Origin of the sequence: Streptomyces sp. NPDC091282 (assembly GCF_044757385.1) — a bacterium.
GTDB classification, from domain to species: domain Bacteria; phylum Actinomycetota; class Actinomycetes; order Streptomycetales; family Streptomycetaceae; genus Streptomyces; species Streptomyces gramineus.
On record NZ_JBIVUX010000008.1, the window covers coordinates 149,371 to 172,402 of the forward strand.

The 23,032-nt window shown below is 72.5% G+C and carries 24 protein-coding genes; 11 read left to right on the forward strand and 13 right to left on the reverse strand.

Going from position 1 to position 23,032, the window contains the following annotated elements; genetic code table 11:
* The first annotated feature begins 148 nt into the window (after positions 1-148).
* The 3 genes from ACIQOE_RS32525 (at position 149) to ACIQOE_RS32535 (ending at position 4,125) form a co-directional block, all read left to right on the forward strand.
* Positions 149-1,576, forward strand: coding sequence for a ricin-type beta-trefoil lectin domain protein (locus ACIQOE_RS32525; protein ID WP_401415258.1), 1,428 nt, complete (start codon positions 149-151; stop codon positions 1,574-1,576).
* A gap of 850 nt (positions 1,577-2,426) precedes the next feature.
* On the forward strand, positions 2,427-3,221 hold the full coding sequence (locus ACIQOE_RS32530; RefSeq protein ID WP_365557033.1) for an SGNH/GDSL hydrolase family protein: 795 nt from the start codon (positions 2,427-2,429) through the stop codon (positions 3,219-3,221).
* 187 nt (positions 3,222-3,408) lie between these two features.
* Positions 3,409-4,125 carry a hypothetical protein gene (locus tag ACIQOE_RS32535; RefSeq protein WP_401415260.1) on the forward strand — a complete coding sequence of 239 codons (717 nt, stop codon included), beginning with the start codon at positions 3,409-3,411 and terminating at the stop codon, positions 4,123-4,125.
* A gap of 39 nt (positions 4,126-4,164) precedes the next feature.
* Here ACIQOE_RS32535 and ACIQOE_RS32540 read toward each other — a convergent pair whose 3' ends face one another.
* The 4 genes from ACIQOE_RS32540 to ACIQOE_RS32555 all read right to left on the reverse strand — a co-directional run bounded on the left by ACIQOE_RS32540 (position 4,165) and on the right by ACIQOE_RS32555 (position 9,075).
* Positions 4,165-5,187, reverse strand: a complete 1,023-nt coding sequence (locus tag ACIQOE_RS32540; protein ID WP_401415262.1) for a hypothetical protein — start codon at positions 5,185-5,187, stop codon at positions 4,165-4,167.
* 66 nt (positions 5,188-5,253) lie between these two features.
* Positions 5,254-6,516 (reverse strand): acyltransferase, encoded by a 1,263-nt coding sequence (locus tag ACIQOE_RS32545; protein ID WP_401415264.1) that lies wholly within the window; start codon positions 6,514-6,516, stop codon positions 5,254-5,256.
* Positions 6,513-8,687 carry a glycosyltransferase gene (locus tag ACIQOE_RS32550; protein ID WP_351323303.1) on the reverse strand — a complete coding sequence of 725 codons (2,175 nt, stop codon included), beginning with the start codon at positions 8,685-8,687 and terminating at the stop codon, positions 6,513-6,515. The genes ACIQOE_RS32545 and ACIQOE_RS32550 overlap by 4 nt, the downstream gene beginning before the upstream one ends.
* A gap of 25 nt (positions 8,688-8,712) precedes the next feature.
* Positions 8,713-9,075, reverse strand: coding sequence for a hypothetical protein (locus ACIQOE_RS32555; RefSeq protein ID WP_362641014.1), 363 nt, complete (start codon positions 9,073-9,075; stop codon positions 8,713-8,715).
* A gap of 218 nt (positions 9,076-9,293) precedes the next feature.
* On the opposite strand from ACIQOE_RS32555, the gene ACIQOE_RS32560 reads away from it, so the two are divergent.
* The 4 genes from ACIQOE_RS32560 (at position 9,294) to ACIQOE_RS32575 (ending at position 13,946) form a co-directional block, all read left to right on the forward strand.
* Positions 9,294-10,304: a glycoside hydrolase family 26 protein gene (locus tag ACIQOE_RS32560; RefSeq protein WP_401415266.1), complete on the forward strand. Its 1,011-nt coding sequence runs from the start codon at positions 9,294-9,296 to the stop codon at positions 10,302-10,304.
* A 113-nt stretch (positions 10,305-10,417) separates the two neighbouring features.
* The gene (locus ACIQOE_RS32565) at positions 10,418-11,947 is read left to right on the forward strand and encodes a PQQ-binding-like beta-propeller repeat protein (RefSeq protein WP_401415268.1); all 1,530 of its coding nucleotides are present in this window, start codon (positions 10,418-10,420) and stop codon (positions 11,945-11,947) included.
* A gap of 158 nt (positions 11,948-12,105) precedes the next feature.
* The gene (locus tag ACIQOE_RS32570) at positions 12,106-12,966 is read left to right on the forward strand and encodes an aldo/keto reductase (RefSeq protein WP_351323299.1); all 861 of its coding nucleotides are present in this window, start codon (positions 12,106-12,108) and stop codon (positions 12,964-12,966) included.
* A gap of 47 nt (positions 12,967-13,013) precedes the next feature.
* On the forward strand, positions 13,014-13,946 hold the full coding sequence (locus ACIQOE_RS32575) for an aldo/keto reductase family oxidoreductase (protein ID WP_401415270.1): 933 nt from the start codon (positions 13,014-13,016) through the stop codon (positions 13,944-13,946).
* Positions 13,947-13,949: 3 nt separating this feature from the next.
* Here the strand turns inward: ACIQOE_RS32575 and ACIQOE_RS32580 are convergent, their stop codons facing one another.
* The 3 genes from ACIQOE_RS32580 to ACIQOE_RS32590 form a co-directional block, all read right to left on the reverse strand.
* Positions 13,950-14,204, reverse strand: a complete 255-nt coding sequence (locus ACIQOE_RS32580; RefSeq protein WP_401415272.1) for a hypothetical protein — start codon at positions 14,202-14,204, stop codon at positions 13,950-13,952.
* Positions 14,205-14,371: 167 nt separating this feature from the next.
* Positions 14,372-15,445: an MBL fold metallo-hydrolase gene (locus ACIQOE_RS32585; protein ID WP_401415274.1), complete on the reverse strand. Its 1,074-nt coding sequence runs from the start codon at positions 15,443-15,445 to the stop codon at positions 14,372-14,374.
* 60 nt (positions 15,446-15,505) lie between these two features.
* Complete coding sequence (locus ACIQOE_RS32590; RefSeq protein WP_351323295.1) at positions 15,506-16,036, reverse strand: carbonic anhydrase; 531 nt, start codon at positions 16,034-16,036, stop codon at positions 15,506-15,508.
* A 215-nt stretch (positions 16,037-16,251) separates the two neighbouring features.
* Between ACIQOE_RS32590 and ACIQOE_RS32595 the strand changes: the two genes are divergently transcribed.
* Positions 16,252-16,815 (forward strand): hypothetical protein, encoded by a 564-nt coding sequence (locus ACIQOE_RS32595; protein WP_351323294.1) that lies wholly within the window; start codon positions 16,252-16,254, stop codon positions 16,813-16,815.
* Positions 16,816-16,844: 29 nt separating this feature from the next.
* Here the strand turns inward: ACIQOE_RS32595 and ACIQOE_RS32600 are convergent, their stop codons facing one another.
* A complete protein-coding gene (locus ACIQOE_RS32600) occupies positions 16,845-17,204 on the reverse strand; it encodes a nuclear transport factor 2 family protein (RefSeq protein ID WP_401415277.1) in 360 nt (119 codons plus the stop codon).
* A gap of 22 nt (positions 17,205-17,226) precedes the next feature.
* Positions 17,227-18,027 (reverse strand): SDR family oxidoreductase, encoded by an 801-nt coding sequence (locus ACIQOE_RS32605; protein ID WP_401415279.1) that lies wholly within the window; start codon positions 18,025-18,027, stop codon positions 17,227-17,229.
* A 112-nt stretch (positions 18,028-18,139) separates the two neighbouring features.
* Between ACIQOE_RS32605 and ACIQOE_RS32610 the strand changes: the two genes are divergently transcribed.
* Together ACIQOE_RS32610 and ACIQOE_RS32615 are read left to right on the forward strand one after the other, a co-directional pair.
* Positions 18,140-18,634 carry a helix-turn-helix domain-containing protein gene (locus ACIQOE_RS32610; RefSeq protein WP_351323291.1) on the forward strand — a complete coding sequence of 165 codons (495 nt, stop codon included), beginning with the start codon at positions 18,140-18,142 and terminating at the stop codon, positions 18,632-18,634.
* Between the two features lie 48 nt (positions 18,635-18,682).
* Complete coding sequence (locus tag ACIQOE_RS32615; RefSeq protein ID WP_401415281.1) at positions 18,683-19,204, forward strand: DUF937 domain-containing protein; 522 nt, start codon at positions 18,683-18,685, stop codon at positions 19,202-19,204.
* A gap of 52 nt (positions 19,205-19,256) precedes the next feature.
* Here the strand turns inward: ACIQOE_RS32615 and ACIQOE_RS32620 are convergent, their stop codons facing one another.
* From ACIQOE_RS32620 to ACIQOE_RS32630, 3 genes are read right to left on the reverse strand one after another with little or no spacing between them, the layout of a single operon-like run.
* Positions 19,257-19,829 (reverse strand): transcriptional regulator, encoded by a 573-nt coding sequence (locus ACIQOE_RS32620; protein ID WP_365574366.1) that lies wholly within the window; start codon positions 19,827-19,829, stop codon positions 19,257-19,259.
* Entirely contained in the window at positions 19,822-21,375 is a 1,554-nt protein-coding gene (locus tag ACIQOE_RS32625) for a helix-turn-helix domain-containing protein (protein WP_401415284.1), read from the reverse strand. Before ACIQOE_RS32625 ends, ACIQOE_RS32620 begins: the two co-directional genes overlap by 8 nt.
* Positions 21,372-21,683: a helix-turn-helix domain-containing protein gene (locus ACIQOE_RS32630; RefSeq protein ID WP_362641052.1), complete on the reverse strand. Its 312-nt coding sequence runs from the start codon at positions 21,681-21,683 to the stop codon at positions 21,372-21,374. The genes ACIQOE_RS32625 and ACIQOE_RS32630 overlap by 4 nt, the downstream gene beginning before the upstream one ends.
* 102 nt (positions 21,684-21,785) lie before the next feature.
* Between ACIQOE_RS32630 and ACIQOE_RS32635 the strand changes: the two genes are divergently transcribed.
* A complete protein-coding gene (locus tag ACIQOE_RS32635; protein WP_365556992.1) occupies positions 21,786-22,388 on the forward strand; it encodes an HD domain-containing protein in 603 nt (200 codons plus the stop codon).
* A gap of 12 nt (positions 22,389-22,400) precedes the next feature.
* Here ACIQOE_RS32635 and ACIQOE_RS32640 read toward each other — a convergent pair whose 3' ends face one another.
* The gene (locus tag ACIQOE_RS32640; protein ID WP_401415287.1) at positions 22,401-22,841 is read right to left on the reverse strand and encodes a VOC family protein; all 441 of its coding nucleotides are present in this window, start codon (positions 22,839-22,841) and stop codon (positions 22,401-22,403) included.
* Positions 22,842-23,032 lie beyond the last annotated feature (191 nt).

The window sequence follows — 23,032 nt, forward strand, 5'->3', positions numbered from 1 at the left end:
GCGCAGCTGGTCTAGTCCATACCGTCATCACCCGTCGATGGTTCAGCAGAGGAACCATCGTTCAGCTGTGTGAACAGCTGCTGCAGCTTCCGAACGTGTCTCGTCACCCCCACCTCGCGCGTCCCGCGTTCACGACAGGAGCCGTCCTGTGATCAGATCCGCTGCCAGAGCCCTCGTCGCCGTTCCCGCCGTCCTCGCGACGGCCGCCACCGTCCTGGTCGCCGCCGGCGGCTCCGCGAGCGCCGCGGCCAACCCCGGGCCCGGCTTCCCCGCCCACTACGCCGCGCCGTACGTGGAGACGTGGAACTCGCCCTCGGCCATGACCAACGCCCGCAACGCCACCGGCCTGAAGTACTACACGCTGGCCTTCGTCATCGACGGCGGCGGCTGCAACGCCATGTTCAACGGCGACACGCCGGTCACCGACGCCGGCTGGACCTCGGCGATCAACTCCCTGCGCGGCGCGGGCGGCGACGTCATCGCCTCCTTCGGCGGCGCCTCCGGCACCGAGGAGGCGCAGGCCTGTACCACCGTGGCCACGCTCAAGGCCCAGTACAAGAAGGTCATCGACACCCTCAACCTGACCCGGGTCGACTTCGACATCGAGGGCAGCGCGATCGCCGACACGGCCGCCAACGACCGGCGCAACAAGGCCCTCGCGCAGCTCCAGCAGGACTACGCCGCCGCCGGACGCAAGCTGGACGTCCAGTACACCCTGCCGTCCATGCCCAACGGCCTCGACGGCAACGGCACGAAGCTGCTCTCGAACGCCAAGAGCAACGGGCTGAACGTCAACCTCGTCAACATCATGACGATGGACTACTACGACGGAACCCGGGACATGGGCAAGGCCGCCACCGACGCCGCCACCGCCCTGCGCTCGCAGCTCGGCAGCATCTGGCCGGAGAAGTCCGACGCCCAGCTGTGGGCGATGGAGGGCAACACCCCGATGATCGGGGTCAACGACGACACCAGCGAGATCTTCACCACCGGCAACGCCACCACGCTCGCCAACTTCGCCAAGTCCAAGGGCATCCAGGAACTCGCCTTCTGGGCGCTGGGCCGCGACAAGGCGTGCGCCACCAACGGCCAGCTCTCGGACACCTGCAGCGGCACCCCGCAGAGCGCCTGGCAGTTCTCCAGCACCTTCAACACCCTGACCGGCGGCACCACCACCCCGCCGCCCACCGGCTCCACGGGCCAGATCACCGGCCTCGGCGGCAAGTGCGTGGACGTGGCGGCGGCGAACAGCGCCAACGGCACCGCCGTTCAGATGTATGACTGCAACGGCACCACCGCCCAGCAGTGGACCGTGGGCTCCGACAACACCCTTCGCAGCCTGGGCAAGTGCATGGACCTCGCCGCCGCCGGCACCGCCAACGGCACGAAGGTCCAGTTGTACGACTGCAACGGCACCGGCGCCCAGGTCTGGCAGCGCGGCTCAGGCGACACCCTGGTGAACCCCGTGTCCGGCAAGTGCCTCGACGTCACCGACAAGTCGACGGCCAACGGCGCCCGGCTGCAGATCTGGACCTGCGCCGGCGGCACCAACCAGCAGTTCCACCTGCCGGCCTGACCGACCGGCGGACCGATCAACAGGAACACCCGCTGACGCCCGGCGCGCCGCTTGCGCGCCGGGCGGAAGCGTGCGCGACCCGTCCCGCGATCGACTCGGGCCGCGGCACCCCCGCGCCCCCGCGGCCCGTGCGCCTGCGACGGCCCAGGTGTTACGCGCGTAAATTCTGCCGCCGATGCCTTGCCGAAGGCCCCTGAACTCACGATACTTCAGGATTGAACTTGTCAGGAGCACGTCCGACCCGCCCACCGGCGGGCTCGTGCAGTACCCGCTCGCCCCTCTGACCCGCATCCCCCCACAGGAGGAACGCATGCGGATCAAGAAGCACAGCACCGCGAGACGCACGGGACCGATCCTCACAGCGTCCGACCCGAGGGCGGAAGCCGCACCCACGACACCCGCCACGCGCACCACCGCCCGCCCCGGCGACTCCCCGCCGGCACACCACCCGCCGTCCGCCGGGCCCCGGCCCGCCGTCGCGCAGGCACCGCCCGCGACGCAGGCACGACCACCGGCCACCGCCTCCGCACCAGGCGCAGGGTGCACACTCCCCCTCCCGCGACCCGAGTCCGTGACCGCTCCACCGGACACGTACGGCACCGGCATGCGCTGACGGCCGATCAGCCGCGGCTCCGCGGCACCCGCACCGCCCCCACCCGGTCCGCCGGGGGCGCCCACCGCGCCCTCGCGGCGGTTATCCCTGCCGTATCCGCTCCCCGACCCCGCCACGGGGCCGACAGGGCGCGAACACGGGGTGCCGCCCGAGGGTTGAAATGTCATGCCCACGCCATCTCCACGCTCCGTTCGTGCGCCACCCGCAGCAGACCGGCATTCCCCTTCTGGAGGTCCCGTGAGATCGACCAAGTCGCTGTCCGTGCTCGCCGCCCTGGGCGCCGCGGTACTCGTCAGCCTGGGTCTGGCCGCTCCCGCCGAGGCCGCCGGCCCGGTGTACGTCGCGCTCGGCGACTCGTACTCCGCCGGCAACGGCGCGGGCAACTACGACAGCGCGAGCGGGAGCTGCCACCGCAGCCTCAGCTCCTACCCCTACCTCTGGAAGAACGCGCACGCCCCGTCGTCCTTCGCGGACACGGCCTGCTCCGGCGCGCTCACCACCGACGTGACGAACTCCCAGCTCGGTCCGCTCAACTCCGCCACCACCCTGGTCTCCGTCACGATCGGCGGCAACGACGCGGGCTTCGCGGACGTCATGACGGCCTGCGCCACGGACTCGGACTCCGACTGCGTCAACCGGGTCAACCAGGCCGAGACCTACGCGCGCAACACCCTGCCCGCCCGTCTCGACGCCACCTACGCGGCGATCCGCGCCAAGGCCCCCAACGCCAAGGTGGTCGTGCTGGGTTACCCGCACCTGTACACCCTCAACGTCTTCTGCGTCGGTCTCAGCGACACCAAGCACCGCAAGATCGACGAGGCCTCGGACGTCCTGGACAGCGTCATCCAGGGCCGGGCCGCCGCGCACGGCTTCGTCTTCGGCGACGTCCGCACCACGTTCAACGGGCACGAGCTGTGCTCCGGCGACGACTGGCTGCACTCCATCGTCATCTCGCCGAGCTGGGAGTCGTACCACCCCACCGCCACCGGCCACGCCTCCGGCTTCTACCCGGTCCTGAACGCCAACAGCTGACCGGTACACCGTCGCGCGCGGGCGTCCCGGGCCACCGGGGCACCCGCGCGCGGACCGTCGGACTGCCCTGCGGAAGGGCCGTCGCGCGGCCGGTCGTCGCACTGCTCCGGCCCGGTCATCGCGCCGGACTGAGGCAGAATGTCCCAGGGGCGCCCGCCGTGGCGGGCCGGGGCGAGGGGGCGGCGACGTGGCGCACTGGCAGGGCACCGACTTCACCGTGGACGGCCGCGAGCCGGCCACCGCCGAGGACCACTACCGGATCGGTCTGCACTGCTGGAACAGCGGACAGCACCGCGCCGCGGCCCCCTACTTCCTGGAGACCGCCGCCGGCGCCGGTCACGAGGCCGCCGTCGAACTCCTCGGGCACATCACCTACCTGCAGGGGCACTACGCGATCGCGGTGCCGCTGCTGCGGCGGAGCACGGGGTCGCCGCGTGCGGCCTACTACCTCGCCTCCCTGTACCAGCAGGGCTGTCCCGAGGCCGGACTGGCCCGGTCGCTCGACGAGGCGGCCCACCACTACCGGGCCGCGGCCCGGCTGGGCGAACCCGAGGCGATGCTGGCCCTGGGCGAGCTGTACCTGGAGCGCCTGCTGCCCCTGACGCGGACGCCCGCCGAGCACGCGCTGGAGTACTTCCTGACGGCGGCCGAGCGCGGCCATCCCTACGCCCAGTACCGTGCCGCGGAGCTCTACCACACCCTCTACCAGGACATCGAACGCGCCGCCGCCCTCTACCGGGCCTGCGTCGACAACCCGATGACCGCCCGGCACGCACTGGGCTCGATGATGACCCTGCAGAGCCAGGCGCACCTGCGCGAGGAGGCCGCGACGCGGGCGGCCCGCGCGGCGCGGCAGCGACGCGACGCCGTCAACCCGGTGGAGCGACGCGGCGACTTCATCTGAGGCGGCGGACCGGGGGTACCGGTGCCGCGCGCCGGCAGGTCAGGCGCACGCCAGCGCCCACAGGAAGGCGGAGAGCGACCGGACCAGGTCCCGCGTCTCCTCGGTCCGGTCCCGCAGGGCGTCCGGTACACGGGCCGACTCCCAGTCGGCGGGGTCGCGCGGCCGCCGCGGCTCGGCCGCCCACAGGAACCGCACTTCCTCGGATCCCGGCCGCAGTCCGGCGCAGGCGCGCGCCGTGGCCGCGAGGACCTGGGCCGACGGTGCCCCGCCTTCGCCGTCCGGCAGCGCGGCGGCGGCCGTGGACAGGACGTCGGCGAGGCCGGCCAGGTGCGTCGCACGGGCGAGCCAGTCCGGGATCCTGCCCTCCGGGGTGCCGGTTCCGTCGGCCGGTTCCCGGTCCAGGGCCAGACGTCCGTACAGGGACCGCTCCCCGGCGCCGGGCCGCCAGGCGCCCCGTTCCCGGAGGTCGTCCGCCCGCCGCATCGCCTGCCGGGCCTGCGCGATCACCGCGGGCCAGTCGCCCGCCTCCCAGTCGGGTGTCGCCAGGATCTCCCGGACCCGGTAGCCCACGGTCGCCGCGGGCCGCTCCCCGGCGGAGCCCGCGCGCGGACGGTCGGGGGTGAGGTGGGCGAGCAGTACCTGCCTGGCTCCGGCCACCGCGTCGGCGGCGCCGACCCCGATCCCGCCGTCGCGGGCCCCGTCGTGCATCGGGCCCGCCGCCGCGGGAGCGGACGCGGGGTCGCAGTGGCGCAGGACGTCGGCCAGGAGGACCTCGTCGACGAGGATCCCGGCGTCGCGGGCGGCCCGCCAGAGCAGCAGCCCGAGGGTGTGCGGGCCGCTCCCCCAGGGCCACTTCACGCGTGCGCCCGGATCGGAGGCGGCGGACCGCCGGGACGCCTGCGCTCCGAAGAGAGGATCCTGCTCCCGGTACCAGGCGGTCATCAGGCCGCCCTGACGGCGCGCCCGTTCCCAGGCACCGCATCCGTAGGCGGCCCGGTGGCGCGCCTCCCACCGGTCCGCGTCCGACTCCAGGTCCACGTCCGGCTCCACGTCTGCGTCCACGGGCCGAACCGTAGCGGAGTCCGCCCGGCCGTCGGCGTCGTCCTGGTTCGGCGACGGACCCGCCTCCTACCCGCGTCGGCGGCCCTTGGGCCTGCGGGGGTAGGGGAAGAGGCGTGGGCGGCGCCTGGCCGCCACGTCCTCGATCCAGCCGAAGAGGAGGATCGCCAGGCAGATGAGCGGAACGGCGATCACCAGCGGGGTCCACTGGCTCGCCAGCAGCCACTGCAGGTGGTCGTAGAAGAAGCCGTTGCTCCACAGCGGGTCGATCAGCGGCTCGGTCAGCACCAGCGCGAAGGAGTGCCACAGGTAGACGGTGACCGCGCGGGAGTTGAGCAGGCTGATCACGCCGTTGAACCGCTCCAGGGGTCTGGGCCAGGTCTCCCAGGAGGGGCTCAGGTGGAGCAGCAGCAGGACCGCGCCGAGCGACCAGATCGCCTGCGCGACCGGCACCGCCTCCAGGTCGTGCCCGAGCCGCGGGTTGTCCACCGGCGACCGCAGCAGCCACCAGTAGCCGAACACCAGCATCAGCGGCGCCAGCGACGGCACGACGTACTGCGGGATCCTGCGGAGCAGCCCCTCCTGGTGGGCCATGCCGAGCAGCCAGCAGGCACCGAAGGTGGTGAAGTCGGTGACGGCCTCCATCAGCCGGCCGGACTGGTCGACCAGGCCGGAGTTGACGAGGAACGCGAGCGCGACGGGCACCAGCAGGGTGACCCAGGGCAGCTTCCGCATCGCCTTGAGCATGAGCGGCGACAGCAGCACGTACCAGAGGTAGGCGCGCAGGTACCACAGCGGCACGCATATCTGCTCGGCCCAGGAACTCGGCAGGTGTCCGCCGAAGGTGTGCAGCGTGGCGCCGAACGGCGGCTCGCTGAGCGGCAGGACCCAGTAGGCCAGATCGGCCCACCACCAGGTGGGATGGTGGACGTCGGGCCGCCAGCCCGCCAGGAGCATCAGCGGCACCACCACCGCGCCGAACAGCCACATCGGCGGGAGCAGTCGGCGCAGCCGGCCGCGGATCACGCTCAGCGCCGGCCGTTCGAGCGAGCGCGCCATGAGCGACCCGGCGAGCGCGAACATCACGCCCATGGAGGGGAAGACGATCGGCAGCCAGTTCCAGCTGAAGTTGTGGTAGACGACCACGCGGACCAGGGCGAGCGCCCGCAGCAGGTCGAGGTAGCGGTCGCGGCCGGGCCGGCGCGCGGGCGCCGCCGCGGTGTTCTCGGCCGGGAGGGCGGACCGTGCAGCCGGCGCCGCGGGGTCGATCACCCGCAGGGCGACGGTGGAGGCGTCCTGGGTGCCGAGGGCTCCCGGTTCCGCGGTACTCATCGAGAAGTCGCCCCCGTCGTGACGTCCAGCCCTACCTCGCCGGTGCGCCGCAGCTTCTGCCAGCGCAGCCGGCCTCCGGTCAGTGCGGTGATGAAGGACTGCATCAGCACCATGTACATGAGCACGCGGTAGACCACCTGCTGGGCGGGGAGCGTGATCAGGTGCCACGCCTTCTCCCTGTCCAGGCGGAAGGACCACCAGGCGCAGACCGCCTGCAGCGCCATCACCGCGAACCACGCGGCGAGCGTCCGGTAGGCGTCGACGAAGACCACGCCGTAGACCATGCCGATGTCGATGGCGGGCGCGAGCATCGGCGTGACGACCATGAAGAGGGCGACGAACGGCAGGCCCACCCGGCCGAAGTGGCCGGCCGCACCGCGCTCCAGCACCGCGTGCCGGTGCTTCCACATCGCCTGCATGGTGCCGTAGCTCCAGCGGTACCGCTGCGACCACAGCTGCTTCATGCTGACGGGCGCCTCGGTCCAGGCGCGGGCGTCCTCGGCATAAACGATTTTCCAGCCGGCCCGGTGCAGGGCCATGGTCACGTCGGTGTCCTCCGCGAGCGTGTCGTCGCTCATGCCGCCGGCCTGCTGGAGGGCGGTGCGGCGGAAGGCGCCGACGGCACCGGGGATGGTCGGCATGCAGTCGAGCACGTCGTACATGCGGCGGTCGAGGTTGAAGCCCATCACGTACTCGATGTGCTGCCAGGCACCGATCAGGGTGTCGCGGTTGCCGACCTTGGCGTTCCCGGCGACCGCGCCGACACGCGGGTTGCCGAAGGGCTGCACCAGTTCGCGGACGGTGGCGGGTTCGAAGACCGTGTCGCCGTCCATCATGACGATCAGGTCGTAGGAGGCCGCGGCCACACCGGTGTTGAGGGCGGCGGGCTTTCCGCTGTTCTGCTGCCGGATCAGCCGGACCATCGGCAGGTTCAGTTCCTCGACGATGGCAGCCGTGTCGTCGGTCGACCCGTCGTCGACGACGATCACCTCGATGGGATGGTCGCTCCTGGCCAGGGACAGCAGGGTGTTGGTGATGCACTCCTGCTCGTTGTAGGCGGGGACCACCACCGTGACCGGACCGGTGACCGGGTCGCCCCAGGAGAAGCCCGGTCTGCGGATGCGCCGCACGTGGACGGCCGACAGCACCAGCATCAGCACGAACCGCGCCATGACGAGGACGCCGACGACCGCGAGCAGGCCGACCAGCCACGGCAGCAGCCGTACCGAGAAGGTGGTGCACCACAGGAACGCCTTGCCGACCCACAGGTCGTAGCCGGTGACCGCCGTGTTGGCGGAACCGGTGCCGAGCGCCTCGCCGATCGTCTTGAAGGCGTAGCCCTGCGCCTTGAGTTTGGCGATGATCACCGGCAGCGCGGCCAGCGTCTGCGCCCGGTTCCCGCCCGCGTCGTGGAGCAGGATCATCTCGCCCTGGCCGGGCAGGTCGGGCATCGCGGACTTGACGATGGAGTCGACGCCGGGCCGCTTCCAGTCGTCGGTGTCCTTGTCGATGAAGGCGGTCAGGTAGCCCTCCGAGCCCGCCTGCCGGGTCACCGGCCAGGACCAGTCGTCCAGGGCGTCCACGGTGGAGGAGTAGGGCGGGCGGAACAGGCTGGAGTGGATGCCGGCGACACCGGCCAGCGCGAGCTGCGTCTCGCCCAGTTCCCAGGTGAGCCTGGTGCCGGAGTGCAGCGCGAGGTCGGGGTGGGTGAAGGTGTGCAGTCCGATCTCGTGGCCGTCGGCGACGATCCGGCGGATCAGCTCCGGGTTGCGGGTGACCATCGAGCCGGTGACGAAGAAGTCGGCGCGGACGTCCTCCTTCTTGAGCACCTGCAGGATCCTCGGCGTCCACTGGGCGGACGGTCCGTCGTCGAAGGAGAGGACGACGGTCTTGTCCGGGATGGTGTAGTTGACCGGTCGGCTGTTCTTGTCGCCGCGCGCGTCGACGACCGGCCCTCCTTCCAGCACGCGCGTCGGGACGGTGCCCTTGTCGACCGAGACGGCGATGCGCTCGTCGTGGAAGACCTCGTTGTTCGCCATGCCCCGGAGCACCATCAGCGCCAGCAGGGTCGCCAGCACGGTCACCGGCAGGAAGAAACGCAAGGGAGGCGCGGCCAGCCTGCGCGGCCGCGCGAGGGACTGCCGGGAACGTTGACGGCGGGAGCGGGACATGGACTTCCTGGTCGTTCGCGTCTGGCTACTGCGCGGTGGCGGTGGCGGAGTTCTGGTCCGCCGTACCGGCCGTCGCCGTCACGGCGCCCGGCACGGTGGCGTCGGGCGTGGTCACCGCGGCGGTGTCCGGCGCGGACCGGGCGGTACCGGGGGCCGCGGGCAGCGGCGCGTTCAGGTACCGGCCGGGCGGTGTGGTGTCCGCGGTGCCCGGGACGGTGAGCGCGGGCGCCTGCGACTGGGTGCCGGCCAGGCCCGAGACCATCGCGACCACGAAGCCGGTGCAGACCAGGCCCAGCACCCAGCCGAGGCCGCGCAGACGGCGGCCGCGCAGACCGGTCTGGTCCACAAAGACGGGAGCCGGGTCGACCTCCGTGGAGGCACTGGTCATCGACAGCCTCGAGCTTCCTAGTCGTGGTACAACTGCCGGCCCGGAGCTGCCGAGAACGGTACATAGTACGGAAAAACGTTCAACTCACCGAAAGGGGAGGCCATCTCGGACCTCCCGATCTTGCGGCAAGATTAGTATGGAGATTCAGTGAATGTCACGTGGGTCTCGTAGAGTCCCTGCTACGCAGCTTGACTCCAGCCCGATCGGACACCTCCCGCATGGCCATAGCCCGCCACCGCAGCCGCCGCACGGCCGCCGCGCTCCTCATGGCCGCCGTCTGCCTGTCGGCGAACGCCTGCGGCGGCGCGGGCGACGGGGACGGCACCGAGCAGGGCCGGGCCACCGCCGCGCCCGCGCACTTCCGGGTCTCGTCCATGCTCCGGCCGTCCGGCCGCGCGCTGGGGGTCGTCGACGACAAGACGCCCTGGCAGTACGGCATCGTCACCGCCTTCACCCGGGAGACGGGGCGAGCCCCCGACATCCGCGAGTACTACAGCTCCTGGGGCGAGGACTTCGACCCGGAGGGCAACGCCTTCCTGTGGAAGCACGGCCGGCTGCCGATGATGGCGCTGGTGCCCTCCGACACCTCCCTCGCCGACATCGCGAAGGGCGCGGACGACGCCTACATCGACCGGCTCGCGGACCAGATCGCCGCCTACGACGGCCCCTTGGCGTTCTCCTTCGCCGGCGAGATGAACGGCCCCTGGAACTCCTGGGGTCCCGGGCACACCGGGCCCGCCGACTTCGTCGCGGCGTGGAAGCACGTGCACGACCTGTTCACCGCGCGGGGTGTCACCAACGTGATCTGGGTGTGGACCCCGCACGTCGTCGACACCGGCAGCACCGCACCCCTGCGCCCCTACTACCCGGGCGACGCCTACGTCGACTGGGTCGGCCTCATCGGCTACTACGGGCCGATCGACGGCGCCGCCTTCTCCACCCTGTTCACCCCCACCCTGCGCCAGGTCGCGCGCTTCTCCGGCAAACCGGTGCTGATCGCGGAGACCGGCGTGGCGCAGGGCAAGGACAAAGAGGCACACATCCGCGACCTGTTCCAGGGGGCGGCGCAGGCGGGCGTCATCGGACTCGTCTGGTACGACCAGCGCAAGGACTGGCCGGGCAGCGACCAGTTGATGGACTGGCGGATCGGCACATCGACCGGGGCGCTGGCCGCGTTCCAGGTGGAATCGGCCCGCAACGGCTTCGGCCACTCCTTCAAGAGCGGCTGACCGGAGCGGGCAGGACGCCCCGGGCACGCACCCGCGAGCACGACCCTTTCCACCGCGCGGCGATGCGATCGGCGCATGCGCAAGCGAACACCCGATCAGGGGGGATCACGGAGATGACGACCGATTCGTCACCGGGCCAGGAAGCTCCGCGCGAGGAACCGGGCTGGGCCTTCCGGCCCCGCACGCCGTCGGCCCGGCCGTCCGCGCCGGCCGCGGGCACGCGGTGGGACTCCACCATGCCGCTGCGCATGCCGCAGCCGCGCGACGGCGCCCACGAGGCGGTGCCCGAGGCGGACCGCCAGAGCTGGGGCGCGACGGCGGGCCACGACCCCGGCCCCGTACCGTCCGCCTCCGCCGTCCTCGACCCTCCGGCCGCCGCACGGCAGCAGACCCCGCACGCGGGCACGGACGCCAGGCGCGTCCGGAAGGCCCGTCCCGCGGCCCGGATCGCACTCGTGCTCGCCGTCCTCGTCGCCGCCTGCGCGACCGCCGCCGTCCTGCTCAGGCAGGAGGACGCCGCGGCCGTCGCCTCCCGGACCCGCACGCAGGCGTGGCAGATACCGGCGCCCGCCGCCGACGACACGCTCACCGGGAGCTGGCTCACCGGCCACCTGCTCGTCCGGGCCAGCACCCGGGGCGGCCTGCGGGCCTACGACCTCGCCGACGGCGCACAGGTCTGGAGCCTCGCCCCCGGCGCCCACGCCGCCGGGCGCGGCACGGTCCCCTGCGCCATGTCACCGGCGCTCGGCGCCCGGGGCATCGGCACCGTCGCCTTCGGCGAGGACGGCAGCACCTGCACCTGGCTGGCCGGCGTCAAGGCGTCCACCGGCAGGATCCTGTGGACCATGCCGCTGACCGACCACAAGCACCCCACCGCCGTGACCGCCACGACGTATCTCCAGGACGACGTCGCCACCGTCGTGAGCGAGAACTTCCTCGGCGGCGTGGACGTCCGCACCGGCAGCCGCGTCTGGGGCTACCAGGCCCGCGGCCACTACTGCAACGCCTACGACTGGGGCACCGACGGCACCGTGCTGGTGAGCGACTTCTGCCTCGACCGGAAGACCAGGTTCACCCTCACCGCGTACGACGGGAAGACCGGGAAGAGGATCTGGCGCAGGGCGGAGAGCGCCCACTCCGACGTGACGCACATCCTGTCCGGCTCACCGCTGGTCGCCGCCGTGCACACGGCGCACCAGGACGCCGTACGGGTCTTCGACTCCACCGGGTCCGGCCGCAAACTGGCCGTCGGCGACGACGAACTCACCGGCGGCAACGGCACCGGCGCCGACCACTCCGCCCGGCTCCACGGCGACGTCCTGGTCACCCCGGCCACGCACGACGGCACGGTCCTCGACGGCTTCGACACCGCCACCGGCGCGAAGCTCTGGACCCGGCGCTCCGCCGTGCTCGCGGTGCCCGCGCCGGGCGCGGACGACACGGTGTACGCCGTCACCACGTCCGGTTCCCCGCAGCTCGTCACCATCGACCCGCGCACCGGCCGCACCACACCGGTCGCGGGCCTGCCGGCGGGCACCGGTCCCTGGAGCTTCACCTCGGGCACGGTGTACGTCACCGCGGACGGCGGCGTGCTGGAGCTCAACGCCCTCGGGGCGGACGGCGGCGTACGGATGTACCGGTAGGGCCGGCACCCGCACCCGGCATTCAGCGACGTCGCTTCTCAGTCCCATGCGCAACAAATGTTGGACCTCTGAATCATCGGTTCCTAGGCTCGGTCGGGCAGGCCTTCCGCACGAGAAGGCCTCGTCCACCTGTCCTCCCCGTCCGAAGGAGACGTCCGATGAAGCAGCGCACGATCGGCGGACGGACGGTCTCGGCGATCGGGCTCGGCGGCATGCCGATGTCCATCGAGGGCCGTCCCGACACCGGCAGGTCGATCGCGACGATCCACGCCGCACTGGACGCGGGGGTCACCCTCATCGACACGGCGGACGCGTACCACCGCGACGCCGGCGAGGTCGGGCACAACGAGGAGCTGATCGCCGGGGCGCTGCGCGCGTACGGCCGGGCGGCGGACGACGTGCTCGTGGCCACGAAGGGCGGCCACCTGCGGCCCGGCGACGGCAGCTGGACCGTGAACGGCGACCCGGCGTACCTCAAGCGGGCCGCCAAGGAGTCGGCCCGACGCCTCGGCGTGGAGGCGATCGGCCTCTACCAGTACCACCGCCCCGACCCGCGCGTCCCGTACGCCGATTCGATCGGTGCCCTCCGGGACCTGCTGGACGAGGGCGTGATCCGCATGGCGGGCATCTCCAACGCGACCGTCGAGCAGATCGACGAGGCCGACGAGATCCTGGGCGGCCGGCTCGCCTCGGTCCAGAACCAGTTCTCCCCCGCCTTCCGCTCCAGCCTGGGCGAGCTGGAACACTGCGCCGCCCTCGGGATCGCGTTCCTGCCCTGGAGCCCGCTCGGCGGCATCGCGAACGCACCCGACCTCTCGGCACGGCACGCCGTCTTCCGCGAGGTCGCGCAGGAGACCGGAGCCGGCGTCCACCGCGTGGCCCTGGCCTGGGAACTCGCCCTCGCGCCCGTGGTGGTCCCGATTCCCGGGGCCTCCCGTCCCGAAAGCATCCGCGACTCGGCGCAGGCCCCCGGCCTCGACCTCACCCCCGAGCAGATCGCCCGGCTGTCGGCGGCCTGAGCCACCCGGTACCGGCACCGCACACCCGCAAGGACAAGGACCCGATCGTGAAGACGTTCCAGCTGACCGGCACCGACATGGTCGTGCCGAACATCGTGCTCGGCCTGATGCGCATCCAGGACAAGAGCGACGCCGAGGTGCGCGAACTCCTCGCCACCGCCATGGACTCCGGCATCACCTTCCTCGACCACGCCGACGTGTACGGCCGTGAACTGCACGGCTGCGAGCGCCGTTTCGCCGAGGCCATGCGGCTGACCCCGGCGCAGCGCGAGAACCTGGTCATCCAGTCGAAGGCGGGCATCGTCCGCGAGGGCCCCTACTTCGACTTCTCCTACGAACACCTCGTCGAGTCGGTGGAGGGCTCGCTCAAGGCGCTCGGCACCGACTACCTCGACATCCTGCTGCTGCACCGCCCCGACGCCCTGGTGGAGCCGGAAGAGGTCGCGCGCGCCTTCGACGACCTCGCCACGGCGGGCAAGGTGCGGGCCTTCGGCGTCTCGAACCACACCCCCCGCCAGATCGACCTGCTGAAGCGCCACGTCAGTCAGCCGCTGGTCGTCAACCAGCTCCAGCTGTCCGTCACCCACGCCCCGCTCGTCGCGCAGGGCGTCGCGGCCAACATGCAGGGCCTGGACCAGTCGGTCAGCCGTGACGACGGGCTCCTTGACTACTGCCGGCTCCACGACATCACCGTGCAGGCCTGGTCGCCGTTCCAGGCCGGTTTCTTCGACGGCCCGTTCCTCGGCTCGGACCGCCACCCCGAACTCAACGCCGTCGTCGACCGCCTGGCGGAGCGGTACGGTGTGCCGCCCCTCGCCATCGCCACCGCCTGGATCACCCGCCACCCCGCCCGGATGCAGGTGGTCATCGGCACCACCACACCGCAGCGCGTCGCGGACGCCGCCCTCGGCTCCGACGTGCCGCTGACCCGCGCGGAGTGGTACGAACTGTTCCGCGCCGCCGGGCACATCGTGCCCTGACCGTCACCCGCGCCCCGTCACGCGGCCGTCCCGGAGTCGACGGCACCAGGCGCTGAGAACCCGGCCGTCCCGGTCGCGGAGGACCGAGCCCGGCCGGCCGTTGAACTGCCGCGGCTCGGCGACGCCGCCGTTCCCCGCGACCAGCGGGACGAACGACGCCAGCACCCTGAGCACGTTCGCGGCGCCGAGCACCACGGGCCGGGCCTGCGGGGCCTTGCCGCGGCCGATCCCCCTGTTGGTGCTGGTGACCAGCGCCACCTCTTGGTCCGTCGTCCCGTCGTCCCGTCGTTCATCGTCCGCTCCTTGTCGCCGAGGCCCGTTCGTCTGACGGCCCTGCCTTCACGACCTGGGACGAGACAGCCCGGCCGTCCCTGACACTCGGACCGAGAAGCCCTGCCGGGAACCGCGGTCACCGGCGACGACGCCTACGCCGACTCCGTGAACTCCCGCGCGGTGAGCCGGTAGGTGGTTCCGACGCTGGTCTGCACCCAGGCGTCCGGCAGGGCCGCCGCGAGGGCGTGCTGCGCGCGCCAGCCGGTGCAGTGGCCGGGGACGATCAGCTCGGGGGCGAGGTCGGTGAGCGCGGCCACCGTCGGGCCGATGACCGGTTCGAAGGCGGGGCCGCTCAGATGGAAGCCGCCGACGAGGGCGAGCAGGGTGCCCACGCCGGTCAGCCGCATGGCGTGCCGGACGATGTTGACCACTCCGGCGTGGCCGCATCCGGTGATCACGACGAGTCCCCGGCCGCGTACGTGCACGACGAGCGCCTGGTCGTCGAGGACGGCGGGGTCGTGCCGCCAGCCGGTCCCGTCCCAGGCCTGGTGCGCGGGCGGCATGCCGTGCTCGAACCCGGTGACGCGGTCCACCTCGCCGGTGACCAGGATGCCGCCGGCCAGCAGCGAGGGGTACCGCCGCTCGATCACCGCGAACCCCTCGCGTTCCAGGGCCCCTCGGGACAGCGTGGGCATCTCCAGCCGCTGCCCAGCGGGCAGTCGAAGACGGCGGCGGGTCCACACCGCGGGGTGGACGGTCAGCGGCAGCCCGGAACGCCCGCGCAACCGGGCCAGCCCGTCGAAGCCGCCGGCGTGGTCGAAGTGCCCGTGGCTGAGCACGACGCCGTGCAGGTCTCCGACGTCGATGCCGAGGCGTTCGGCGTTCACCGCCAGCGCGTCCGGGGAGGCGCCGGTGTCGAACAGCAGCGTGCTGCGCGCCCGTTCGCTCCGGACGGAGACCAGGGCGGAGAAGCCGTGTTCGGCACGCAGCCCCGCGACGGTCTCCCCGCCGTCGAAATGGCGCGCGGCCGTCCGCCCGGCGCCCAGCGGTGCCCGGGCGACGCCCTCGGCGGAGGCCAGCAGCGCGTCGAAAGTGTTGTCGACCATCGTCGTGATGGTGACCTCGTCGACCTCGGGGAGTGTCACCGGGTCGACTGCGGGGCCGTCGGCGGGGCGGGGCGCCGACCACGCGGCCTCGGCCGCCGACCGCCCGTGGTCATCGCACATGCCGGACTGCGCCTCCTCGCCCACTCGACCTGCCGGGTCCCGGACCGGCTCCGCCCGCCGTCACGCGTCTCCCGTTGCGGCCGGCACCACGACGTCGACCAGCCCGGTCGCCACGTCGTACACGAGCCCCGTGACGAGCACCCCGGGACGGAGTGCTCCCTTGAGGATCCCGACGTCGGCGCGGACGGCCGCCCTCGGGTCGGTGACCGCTTTGGCGGGCAGGTCCGCGGCCGGGACCTCGAAGTACTCGGCCAGCAGATCGGGGAACGCGGCGAGGTCGGTGATCCCGCAGTCGGTGTGGTGCAGGACCGCGTAGTGGCCGATGCCGGGTCCGGACCCGCCCGTGCGGGCCTGTACGACCTTCGCCAGCATGCCCAGCGTCCTGAGGGTCGCGGGTGTGACGCGTCCTCCGACGTTGCGGATCACCGCCGCCTCACCGAGGTCGAGCCCGAGCACGCCGGACGGGTCGACGCGGGGGTCGACGCATCCGATGACGGTGAGGCCGCCGCCGGGCATGAGCCCGAGCCCGGCGTACGACCCGCGGTCGGCGAACCCGGCGTTGCGCCGGACCAGCTCATCCGTGTCGATCACTGTGACGACAGCCCCTTCCCCTCACGCCCCGGGCTCCGGCGATGCCGACGGAGCCTCGCACACCACCCACCCTGGACCGCCGCCGTGCGCGACGCCACCGGGCCGTGCGGTACGCCGTGCGCGCGAAGGCGACCGGTGGGATTCTGTACTTCCCGGAACCCAAGGGAGGCCGGCCCGACCGCGGGCGCCGGCCGTCGCCCGAGGCGGTGGAAGCGATGGACATCACGAGGACGGGACGTCCACCACGGGGGTCCCTCACGCCGCTGGCCGCCGTCGCGTACGGCGTCGTCGCGGGGGTCGCGGGGACCGTGTGCATGGACGCCGCGCGGTATCTGCGCTATCGGCGGTCGGGAGGCACCGAGAGCCCGAGGGAATGGGAGTTCGCGCCGGTCACGAGCTGGGCGGAGGCCCCGGATCCGGGCAAGGTGGGGAAACGGCTGCTGGAGGGGTTCACCCAGCGCGAGGTCCCGGACCGGTGGGCCTGGCTCACGAGCACCGCGATGCACTGGTCGTACGGGTCCGCGTGGGGCGCGGTGTACGGGATCGTCGCCGGATCGGTCCGGCGCCCGAGCCCGTGGCTGGGCGTTCCCTTCGGCGCGGCCGTGTGGACCACCGCGTACCTGGCCCTGCCGGAGGCCGGTCTCTACGAGCCGATCTGGAAGTACAGCCCGCGGACCCTGGCCGAAGACCTGAGCGCGCACCTGCTGTTCGGCCTGGGAACGGGCACCTGCTTCTGGCTCACCGGCCGTCCGCGCCGGGCGGGCGCTCCCGCGTGCTGACGGCCTGACGTCACCGGGGTGACGGTTCCTCAGGGTTCGATGACGAGGGATCCGATGCGGCCGTCGACGAGCGCGAAGCGGTAGTGCAGGTCCACCACCCCGCCGGGGAAGTCGCCTTCGAGGTGCTGGGTGGCGACGTAGTGGTCCGGGCCGGTCTTCCGCGCCCGGGTGAGTTCGGTCGTGTACGTGTACTGGCTCGCCTCTCGGGAGAGCCAGGTCCTGATCGCCTCGGCTCCGCGGTGGGTCCTGCCGTCGTCGGTCACGGTGGCGTCGGGCCGGAAGGAGCCGAGCGCGGTGTCGGCGTCCCGCACGCGGTGGGCGTCGAGGTAGCGGGTGATCGCTTCGGGGAGGGCGTCGGGGTCGATGGTCTGAGACTGTTCGGTCGACATGTCGCTTTCCTGATCGGTGGGTTCAGACGGTGGGCAGGGTGCCGCCGTCGATGACGTGCTCGGCACCGACGATGGCGGAGGCGCGGTCGGAGGCGAGGAAGGCGACGAGTTCGGCGACTTCCTCCGGGCGGTTGGGGCGGCCGAGCGGGATGCCTCCGAGTGAGTTCATCAGCCGTTCCAGAGCGGCCTCCTCACTGGTACCGGCGTCCTCGGCGATGCGGCCGACCAGGCGGTCGGCCGCGGCGGTCCTGACGAAGCCGGGGGCGACGGTGTTGACGCGGACGCCGTGCGGGGCGACCTCGTTGGCCAGCCCCTTGCTGTAGGTGGTCAGGGCCGACTTGGCGGCCGCGTAGGCGAGGGTGCCGTTCCACAGCGGCATGCGGCGCTGGATCGAGGAGACGTGGATGACGACGCCGCGTCCGGCCTCGATCATCGCGGGCAGCAGACCGCGGTCCAGGCGGACGGCGGCGAGGAGGTTGACGTTCAGCTCCCTGGTCCAGTCGTCCTCGCCGAGGGCTGCGTATCCGCCGGAGGGGGCGTCCGAGCCGCCCAGGTTGTTGATCAGGATGTCGACGCCTCCGAGGCGCCGCACCTGCTCGACCACGGCGGCGGCCCCCTCCTCGGTGGCCAGGTCCGCGGTGATCATGCCGTGGGCCGCGACGCCGTCGGGCCGGCTGCGCGCGGTCACGAGGACGGTGGCGCCGGCCTGGGCGAGACGCCGGGCGACGGCCGCGCCGACTCCCTTCGTGCCGCCGGTGACCAGGGCGCGCCTGCCCTCCAGCGATTCGCCGGTCGTGCTGACTGCTGTGGCGGGGGTGGTCATGGTGAGTCCTGTTCCTGTGCGCGGGCAGCCGGAAGCGCCACGCCTCCAGTTACTGCTAAAATAGAAGCTAGTAACTTCGACTTTAGCAGTAACCCGCGGGGAGTGGTCGATCTTGACGAGTCGCATCAGGGCAGAGGACCTCGAATGCCCGCTGTCCACGACCGCGCAGCACGTCGGCGAGTGGTGGACGCTCCTGCTCCTCCACGACGCCTTCGACGGGTACACGCGCTTCGACCAGTTCCAGGAGAACCTCGGGATCTCGACCAGCATGCTCACCGCACGCCTGAAGAGGCTGGTCGCCGACGGCCTCCTGGAGCGCCGGCCGTACCAGACCAATCCGGTCCGGCACGAGTACGTCCTGACCGACCTGGGCCGCACGCTCCGGCCGGTGATCGTCGCACTGGCCGCGTGGGGCAACGCGCGCCTCGCACCCGAGCAGCGGAGCATGATCCTGGTCGACGCGGACAGCGGCGAGGAGGTCGAGCCGGTGGTCGTCGACGCCAGGACCGGGCGCCGTCTGGACGACAGTCACTCGTACGTGTTCACCGCCGGTCCCGCCGCAGGACCGGCCATGCGCGCCCGCTACACGCCCGCCACTCCGGGGTGAGCGGCGTGGCGCGGGGTGGCGTCACGGTGCCGCATTAACGTGTGCGACATGAGCGAATCCTCCTTTCAGGACGACGTCCTGGGCGAACTCGGTGACGACAGGATCGACGAGATCGCCGCGCTGCTGACCACCGACGCCGACGGGGCGCGTGCCGCGGTCGCCGAGACGGTCGGGGAGATGACGGGTGGTCTGCGCGAGCAGGCCGTGCGGGACGACGACGACGGCGAGGAGGCGCGCCAGGCCGTCTCCGAGGCGACGGATCCCCCGCTGGAGGGCGTGGCCACGCTCGGCGGCCTCGGCGGCATGCTCGGGGGCGGCATGATGGCCGGGGTCCTCACCAAGTTGAGCAGGCCCGTCGCCAACGCGGTGTCGAAGAAGACCGGGATTCCCGCCCCGACGATCACCCGGGTCATCGAGGTGCTCATCCCGGTGGTGCTGTCCGTCTTCGCCCGGCGCGCCGACGGCGCCCGGACCACCGGCGCCGGAGCCGCCGACACGCACGGCGCGGGCCGGGGCTCCGGCGGACTCGGCGACCTGCTCGGCCAGATCCTCGGCGAACGCAAGAGGTAGCCGCGGCCGTCGCCGTGGCGAGACCGGCACGCCGAAGCCGTCGGCCTACGGCTCAGGCGGCGAAGCCGATGGTGGTGACGTACTCGTACTGACCCCACTGCGAGCCGAGGTCGACGACCTGGTCCACCCACGCCTCGTCCAGGGCCCGGTCGTCGGCGACGGCCCACGCGGCGACGATCCGGTCCCACCGCCGCACGTTCATCGTCCGGAACCCCACCATCCGCTGACGCGGCGACGACACCCCCGACTGGTCCAGCGGATGGATCTCCACCCGCGTACCGCGCCCGCCACGGTTCAGGCGCGCCAGCAGATGACGCGCCACGTTCGCCCGCCGCACCACGCGATACGCCCGCTCGATCCGCTCCAGGTTCGCACGCGACGGAGCACGCGTACCGGCCAGCCACGCCCGCACCGTACGGTCCGTGACCGTCAGACCCGCCGCCCGCGCCGCCGCGCGCGCCGCGTCCGAACGCGTCAGATAACGCAGCCGCGCCAGCCACCCACGCCGCACCGTCACCGGAGTGGTGACATACCCCGCCAGCGCGTCCAACTGCCGCGCCACCGCCTCATGGCCTTTCACCCCCCGCGCACCGAAACGCCCGAAGTCCAGAGTGCGCTCAGGCATGCCCCACCTCCTCCGGAGCCATGGTCTCGGCGCCGCCGACGCCGTAGACCTCCTTGACCTTCACCTCGGTCACGCCGCGCCCTTCGGGGAAGACGGCGCGCCAGTCACCGATCACGTGCAGTTCGTCGGTGCCCATGGCGCGGACCACCATGAGGCCTTCGTCGTAGGCGCGGTGGGCCTTCCACCACAGGTTCGCGAACGCCTGGGAGCGGATCAGGTGCATCCAGTCGGTGCGGTAGAGCTCCCGGTTGTAGTTCGACTCCCCCATGGTCGAGACGAACTTGGAGTACATGGCCTTGACGTACTCCAGCGTTGCTTCGTCGTCGGCGGCGATCGCCCGGTCCCGGGCGTCCTTGAGCGTGATCCGGAACTTCTCCAGCAGACCCTCGGTGGCCCCGGACGTCCACGACTCGTGGATCACGGGCGGGTCGCACAGCCCGTACTTCGGGCCGGAGATCCGCAGCAGCAGGCGCAGGGTCGGCTCGGTCACCCACAGCGGGCCCGGCTCGTCCCGGCTGCCGATCGGGTTGGGCAGGACCGCGTCGTGGTCCCAGTCGGGCGGGGTGATCAGGTGGATGCCGGCCCGGCGGCGGTCGTGCTGCCCGCCCTCGGAGTGCTCCAGCTGCCCCAGCGGCAGATGCGTCTTGAGCGCGGACAGGTACGCCCCGTTGACGTCCAGCGCGGTCACCTCGTGCTCGCCCGCGGGGAGTTCGGGGCGGGTCCACTTCGGCCGGGCCTCCCAGACCTGGTCGGCGCCCCGTGCGGACTGCTTGCGCAGGACGTCCGGCAGCCACGGGTGCGCGACGACCTCGTACCGGCCGCCCGTGCGGGACTGGTCCAGCAGGGCCATCGCGTCCGGGATGGCCCGCTTCACGAGAGCCGCCGTCGCGTCCGCGGCGTCTCCGCCGTGCTCGCTGAGCGCGGCAGCCACCGCCGAGGAGATGCGGGCCGCGAGCGGGTCGGGGGCGGCGGCGGGCCGCACCCGGCGTCCGGCCGCCACGACCTTCATGCCGCCCGGCGCCCGGCGGGATCCTGCCGTGCGGTCCGCGCCGGGTTCCGCGGCCGCCGGTTCGGGTGGCGGGGGCGGAGTGGCGGATGCGGCATGCACGGCGGATGCGGCGGATGCGGCGGCGCATTCGGCGGGGTCCAGGTGCTGGGGGAAGCCCTCGATCTGGTGGCGGGCCGGCTGTCCGCACAGCACGCAGGGCTGCGCCACCGCGAGCTGCTCGGTGTCCTCGTCGGGGCCGGCCGGCGGCCCGGCTTCCTCGGCGGCCTCTCCTGCGGGGCTCTGTTCGGCGGCCTCCGTCGCCAGTTTGGCCTTGGCCCCGTCCAGGAAGTACGCGTACTTCACCCTCGTCTCGCCGCTCGGGTCCCGTCCGGCCTCCCAGCCGCCGACCGTGGAGGGGCTCACCCCGAGGGCCTGGGCGAGCTGGGCGCGCGAGAGGTTCAGCTCCTCGCGGAGGGTGCGCCGCTCCCCCGCGGGCGGCAGCGGGACTTCCTTCGCGGCGCCGGCGAGGAGGGCGTCGATCGCGCCGAAGTCCGTCATCGCGCTCCTCCCGCGGCAGCGGCGGAACGCCGGGCGCCGGCCTCGCGGCGTGGGCCACGGCGGCGCGCGGACGGCAGCGCCTCGGTGGCCCGCGTGGGTCCCGACAGCAGGTCCAGGACGTCGATGCCGTAGTGCGCGGCGACCGCCTCGCAGTCCGCCAGGGTCCAGGCCGCGGTGCCGCGCTGACGGCGGCTCACCTGCGCCTGACTCACTCCCAGGACGGCGCCGAGGGCGGACTGCGACTCGCCGGTCGCGTACAGCAACGCGGCCACCGCCGACCTCACCCGCTCCTCCAGAGCCATAGCCATGGCGCGCAGTCTACCACCTGATCCCCATATCCCATTCGATCATCGCATGAATATTGCGTAATAAGCATGAGCGTCGTCCGCCGTCGGAGTAGGGTCTGCGGGATGACCGCGACGCCCACGGACCTTCTCGCACGGGCCCTCGACACCACCGGCGAGCCTCGCCTTCGGCAGCTGCCGTCCGAGGTGAGCGAACTGCTGCGGCTCCTCGACGCCCCGCCCAGGCTGGCGGCGCACCTGCGGGCCGTCCATGACGTGGCGGTCGACCTGGTGGACTGGGTGCGGGACCGCTGTCCGGAACTCGCCGTGGACCGCGACGGCGTTCTCTTCGGCGCGGCGACGCACGACGTGGGCAAGATCCTGCACCCCGAGGAACTCACCGGGCCCGGCTCGGCGCACGAGGACGCCGGCCGCGATCTGCTGCTGAGCCACGGGTTCGCACCGGCACGGGCCCGGTTCGCCGCGACCCACGCCGACTGGGACTCCCCCGCCGTGACCGTCGAGGACCTCCTGGTCAGTACGGCGGACAAGGTGTGGAAGGACAAGCGCGTGGCCGGCCTGGAGGACAGGCTCGTCGCGGCGCTGGCGGACGCCGGTCGCCGGGCGCCCTGGGAGGAGTACCTCGCCCTCGACGACCTCCTCACCCGGCTCGGCGCGGACGCCGCCGCCCGCCTGGCCTTCCAGTCGGCGTTCCCGGTCCGCGCCTGAGCACCGCCGCACCTAGGCCAGCTGCTGGGCCAGTCCGACGATGACGCCCTCCGGGCCGCGGACGTAGCAGAGCAGGTAGCTGTCCTCGAACCGGGCGATCTCGCCGAGGAGTTCGGCGCCGTGCGGACGCAGCCGGGTGACGGTGTCCTCGATGTCGTCGACGGCGAACATGACGCGGTGCGTGCCCAGGATGTTGTGCGGGCGGTCGCGCGGTCCGTCACTGATCGCCGCGGGGCTGCGGTACCGGGCCAGTTCGAGCCGGCTGTGGCCGTCCGGGGTCCGGAGCATCGCGATGTCGCAGCGGACGCCGTCGAGTCCGGTGCACCGGTCGGCGACGAGGCCCTCGACCCGCGCCCTGCCCTCCAGTTCCATGCCGAGTTCCTCGAAGTACGCGACGGCGGCGTCCAGGTCCTCGACGACGATGCCGACGTTGTCCATCCGCTGAATGGCCATGCTGTTGCTCCTTCTCCTCCTGCGGCCGGTCGTGGCCGCTGACACTCCTGGGACGGAGCCGGTGGCACGTTCTCGACATCCACGGCCCGCCGAGCCCCGAAAGATCTGCGTCCCGCCCGCGTTCCCCGGCCGCCGGGCACGACGTGTGTCTCCTCTGACTACAGTGGCCGCGGGGCCGGGGCGGGGCTGCC

Bases quoted from the DNA above. Each gene is read 5' to 3' on its own strand.
- ACIQOE_RS32600 (WP_401415277.1), bottom strand. From the start codon at position 17,204: ATGTCGACCGAACAGTCTCAGACCATCGACCCCGACGCCCTCCCCGAA.
- ACIQOE_RS32605 (WP_401415279.1), bottom strand. From the start codon at position 18,027: ATGACCACCCCCGCCACAGCAGTCAGCACGACCGGCGAATCGCTGGAG.
- ACIQOE_RS32640 (WP_401415287.1), bottom strand. From the start codon at position 22,841: ATGGCCATTCAGCGGATGGACAACGTCGGCATCGTCGTCGAGGACCTG.
- ACIQOE_RS32560 (WP_401415266.1), top strand. From the start codon at position 9,294: ATGGCCATAGCCCGCCACCGCAGCCGCCGCACGGCCGCCGCGCTCCTC.
- ACIQOE_RS32595 (WP_351323294.1), top strand. From the start codon at position 16,252: ATGGACATCACGAGGACGGGACGTCCACCACGGGGGTCCCTCACGCCG.
- ACIQOE_RS32620 (WP_365574366.1), bottom strand. From the start codon at position 19,829: ATGCCTGAGCGCACTCTGGACTTCGGGCGTTTCGGTGCGCGGGGGGTG.
- ACIQOE_RS32630 (WP_362641052.1), bottom strand. From the start codon at position 21,683: ATGGCTATGGCTCTGGAGGAGCGGGTGAGGTCGGCGGTGGCCGCGTTG.
- ACIQOE_RS32550 (WP_351323303.1), bottom strand. From the start codon at position 8,687: ATGTCCCGCTCCCGCCGTCAACGTTCCCGGCAGTCCCTCGCGCGGCCG.
- ACIQOE_RS32585 (WP_401415274.1), bottom strand. From the start codon at position 15,445: ATGTGCGATGACCACGGGCGGTCGGCGGCCGAGGCCGCGTGGTCGGCG.
- ACIQOE_RS32545 (WP_401415264.1), bottom strand. From the start codon at position 6,516: ATGAGTACCGCGGAACCGGGAGCCCTCGGCACCCAGGACGCCTCCACC.
- ACIQOE_RS32555 (WP_362641014.1), bottom strand. From the start codon at position 9,075: ATGACCAGTGCCTCCACGGAGGTCGACCCGGCTCCCGTCTTTGTGGAC.
- ACIQOE_RS32625 (WP_401415284.1), bottom strand. From the start codon at position 21,375: ATGACGGACTTCGGCGCGATCGACGCCCTCCTCGCCGGCGCCGCGAAG.
- ACIQOE_RS32565 (WP_401415268.1), top strand. From the start codon at position 10,418: ATGACGACCGATTCGTCACCGGGCCAGGAAGCTCCGCGCGAGGAACCG.
- ACIQOE_RS32615 (WP_401415281.1), top strand. From the start codon at position 18,683: ATGAGCGAATCCTCCTTTCAGGACGACGTCCTGGGCGAACTCGGTGAC.
- ACIQOE_RS32570 (WP_351323299.1), top strand. From the start codon at position 12,106: ATGAAGCAGCGCACGATCGGCGGACGGACGGTCTCGGCGATCGGGCTC.
- ACIQOE_RS32635 (WP_365556992.1), top strand. From the start codon at position 21,786: ATGACCGCGACGCCCACGGACCTTCTCGCACGGGCCCTCGACACCACC.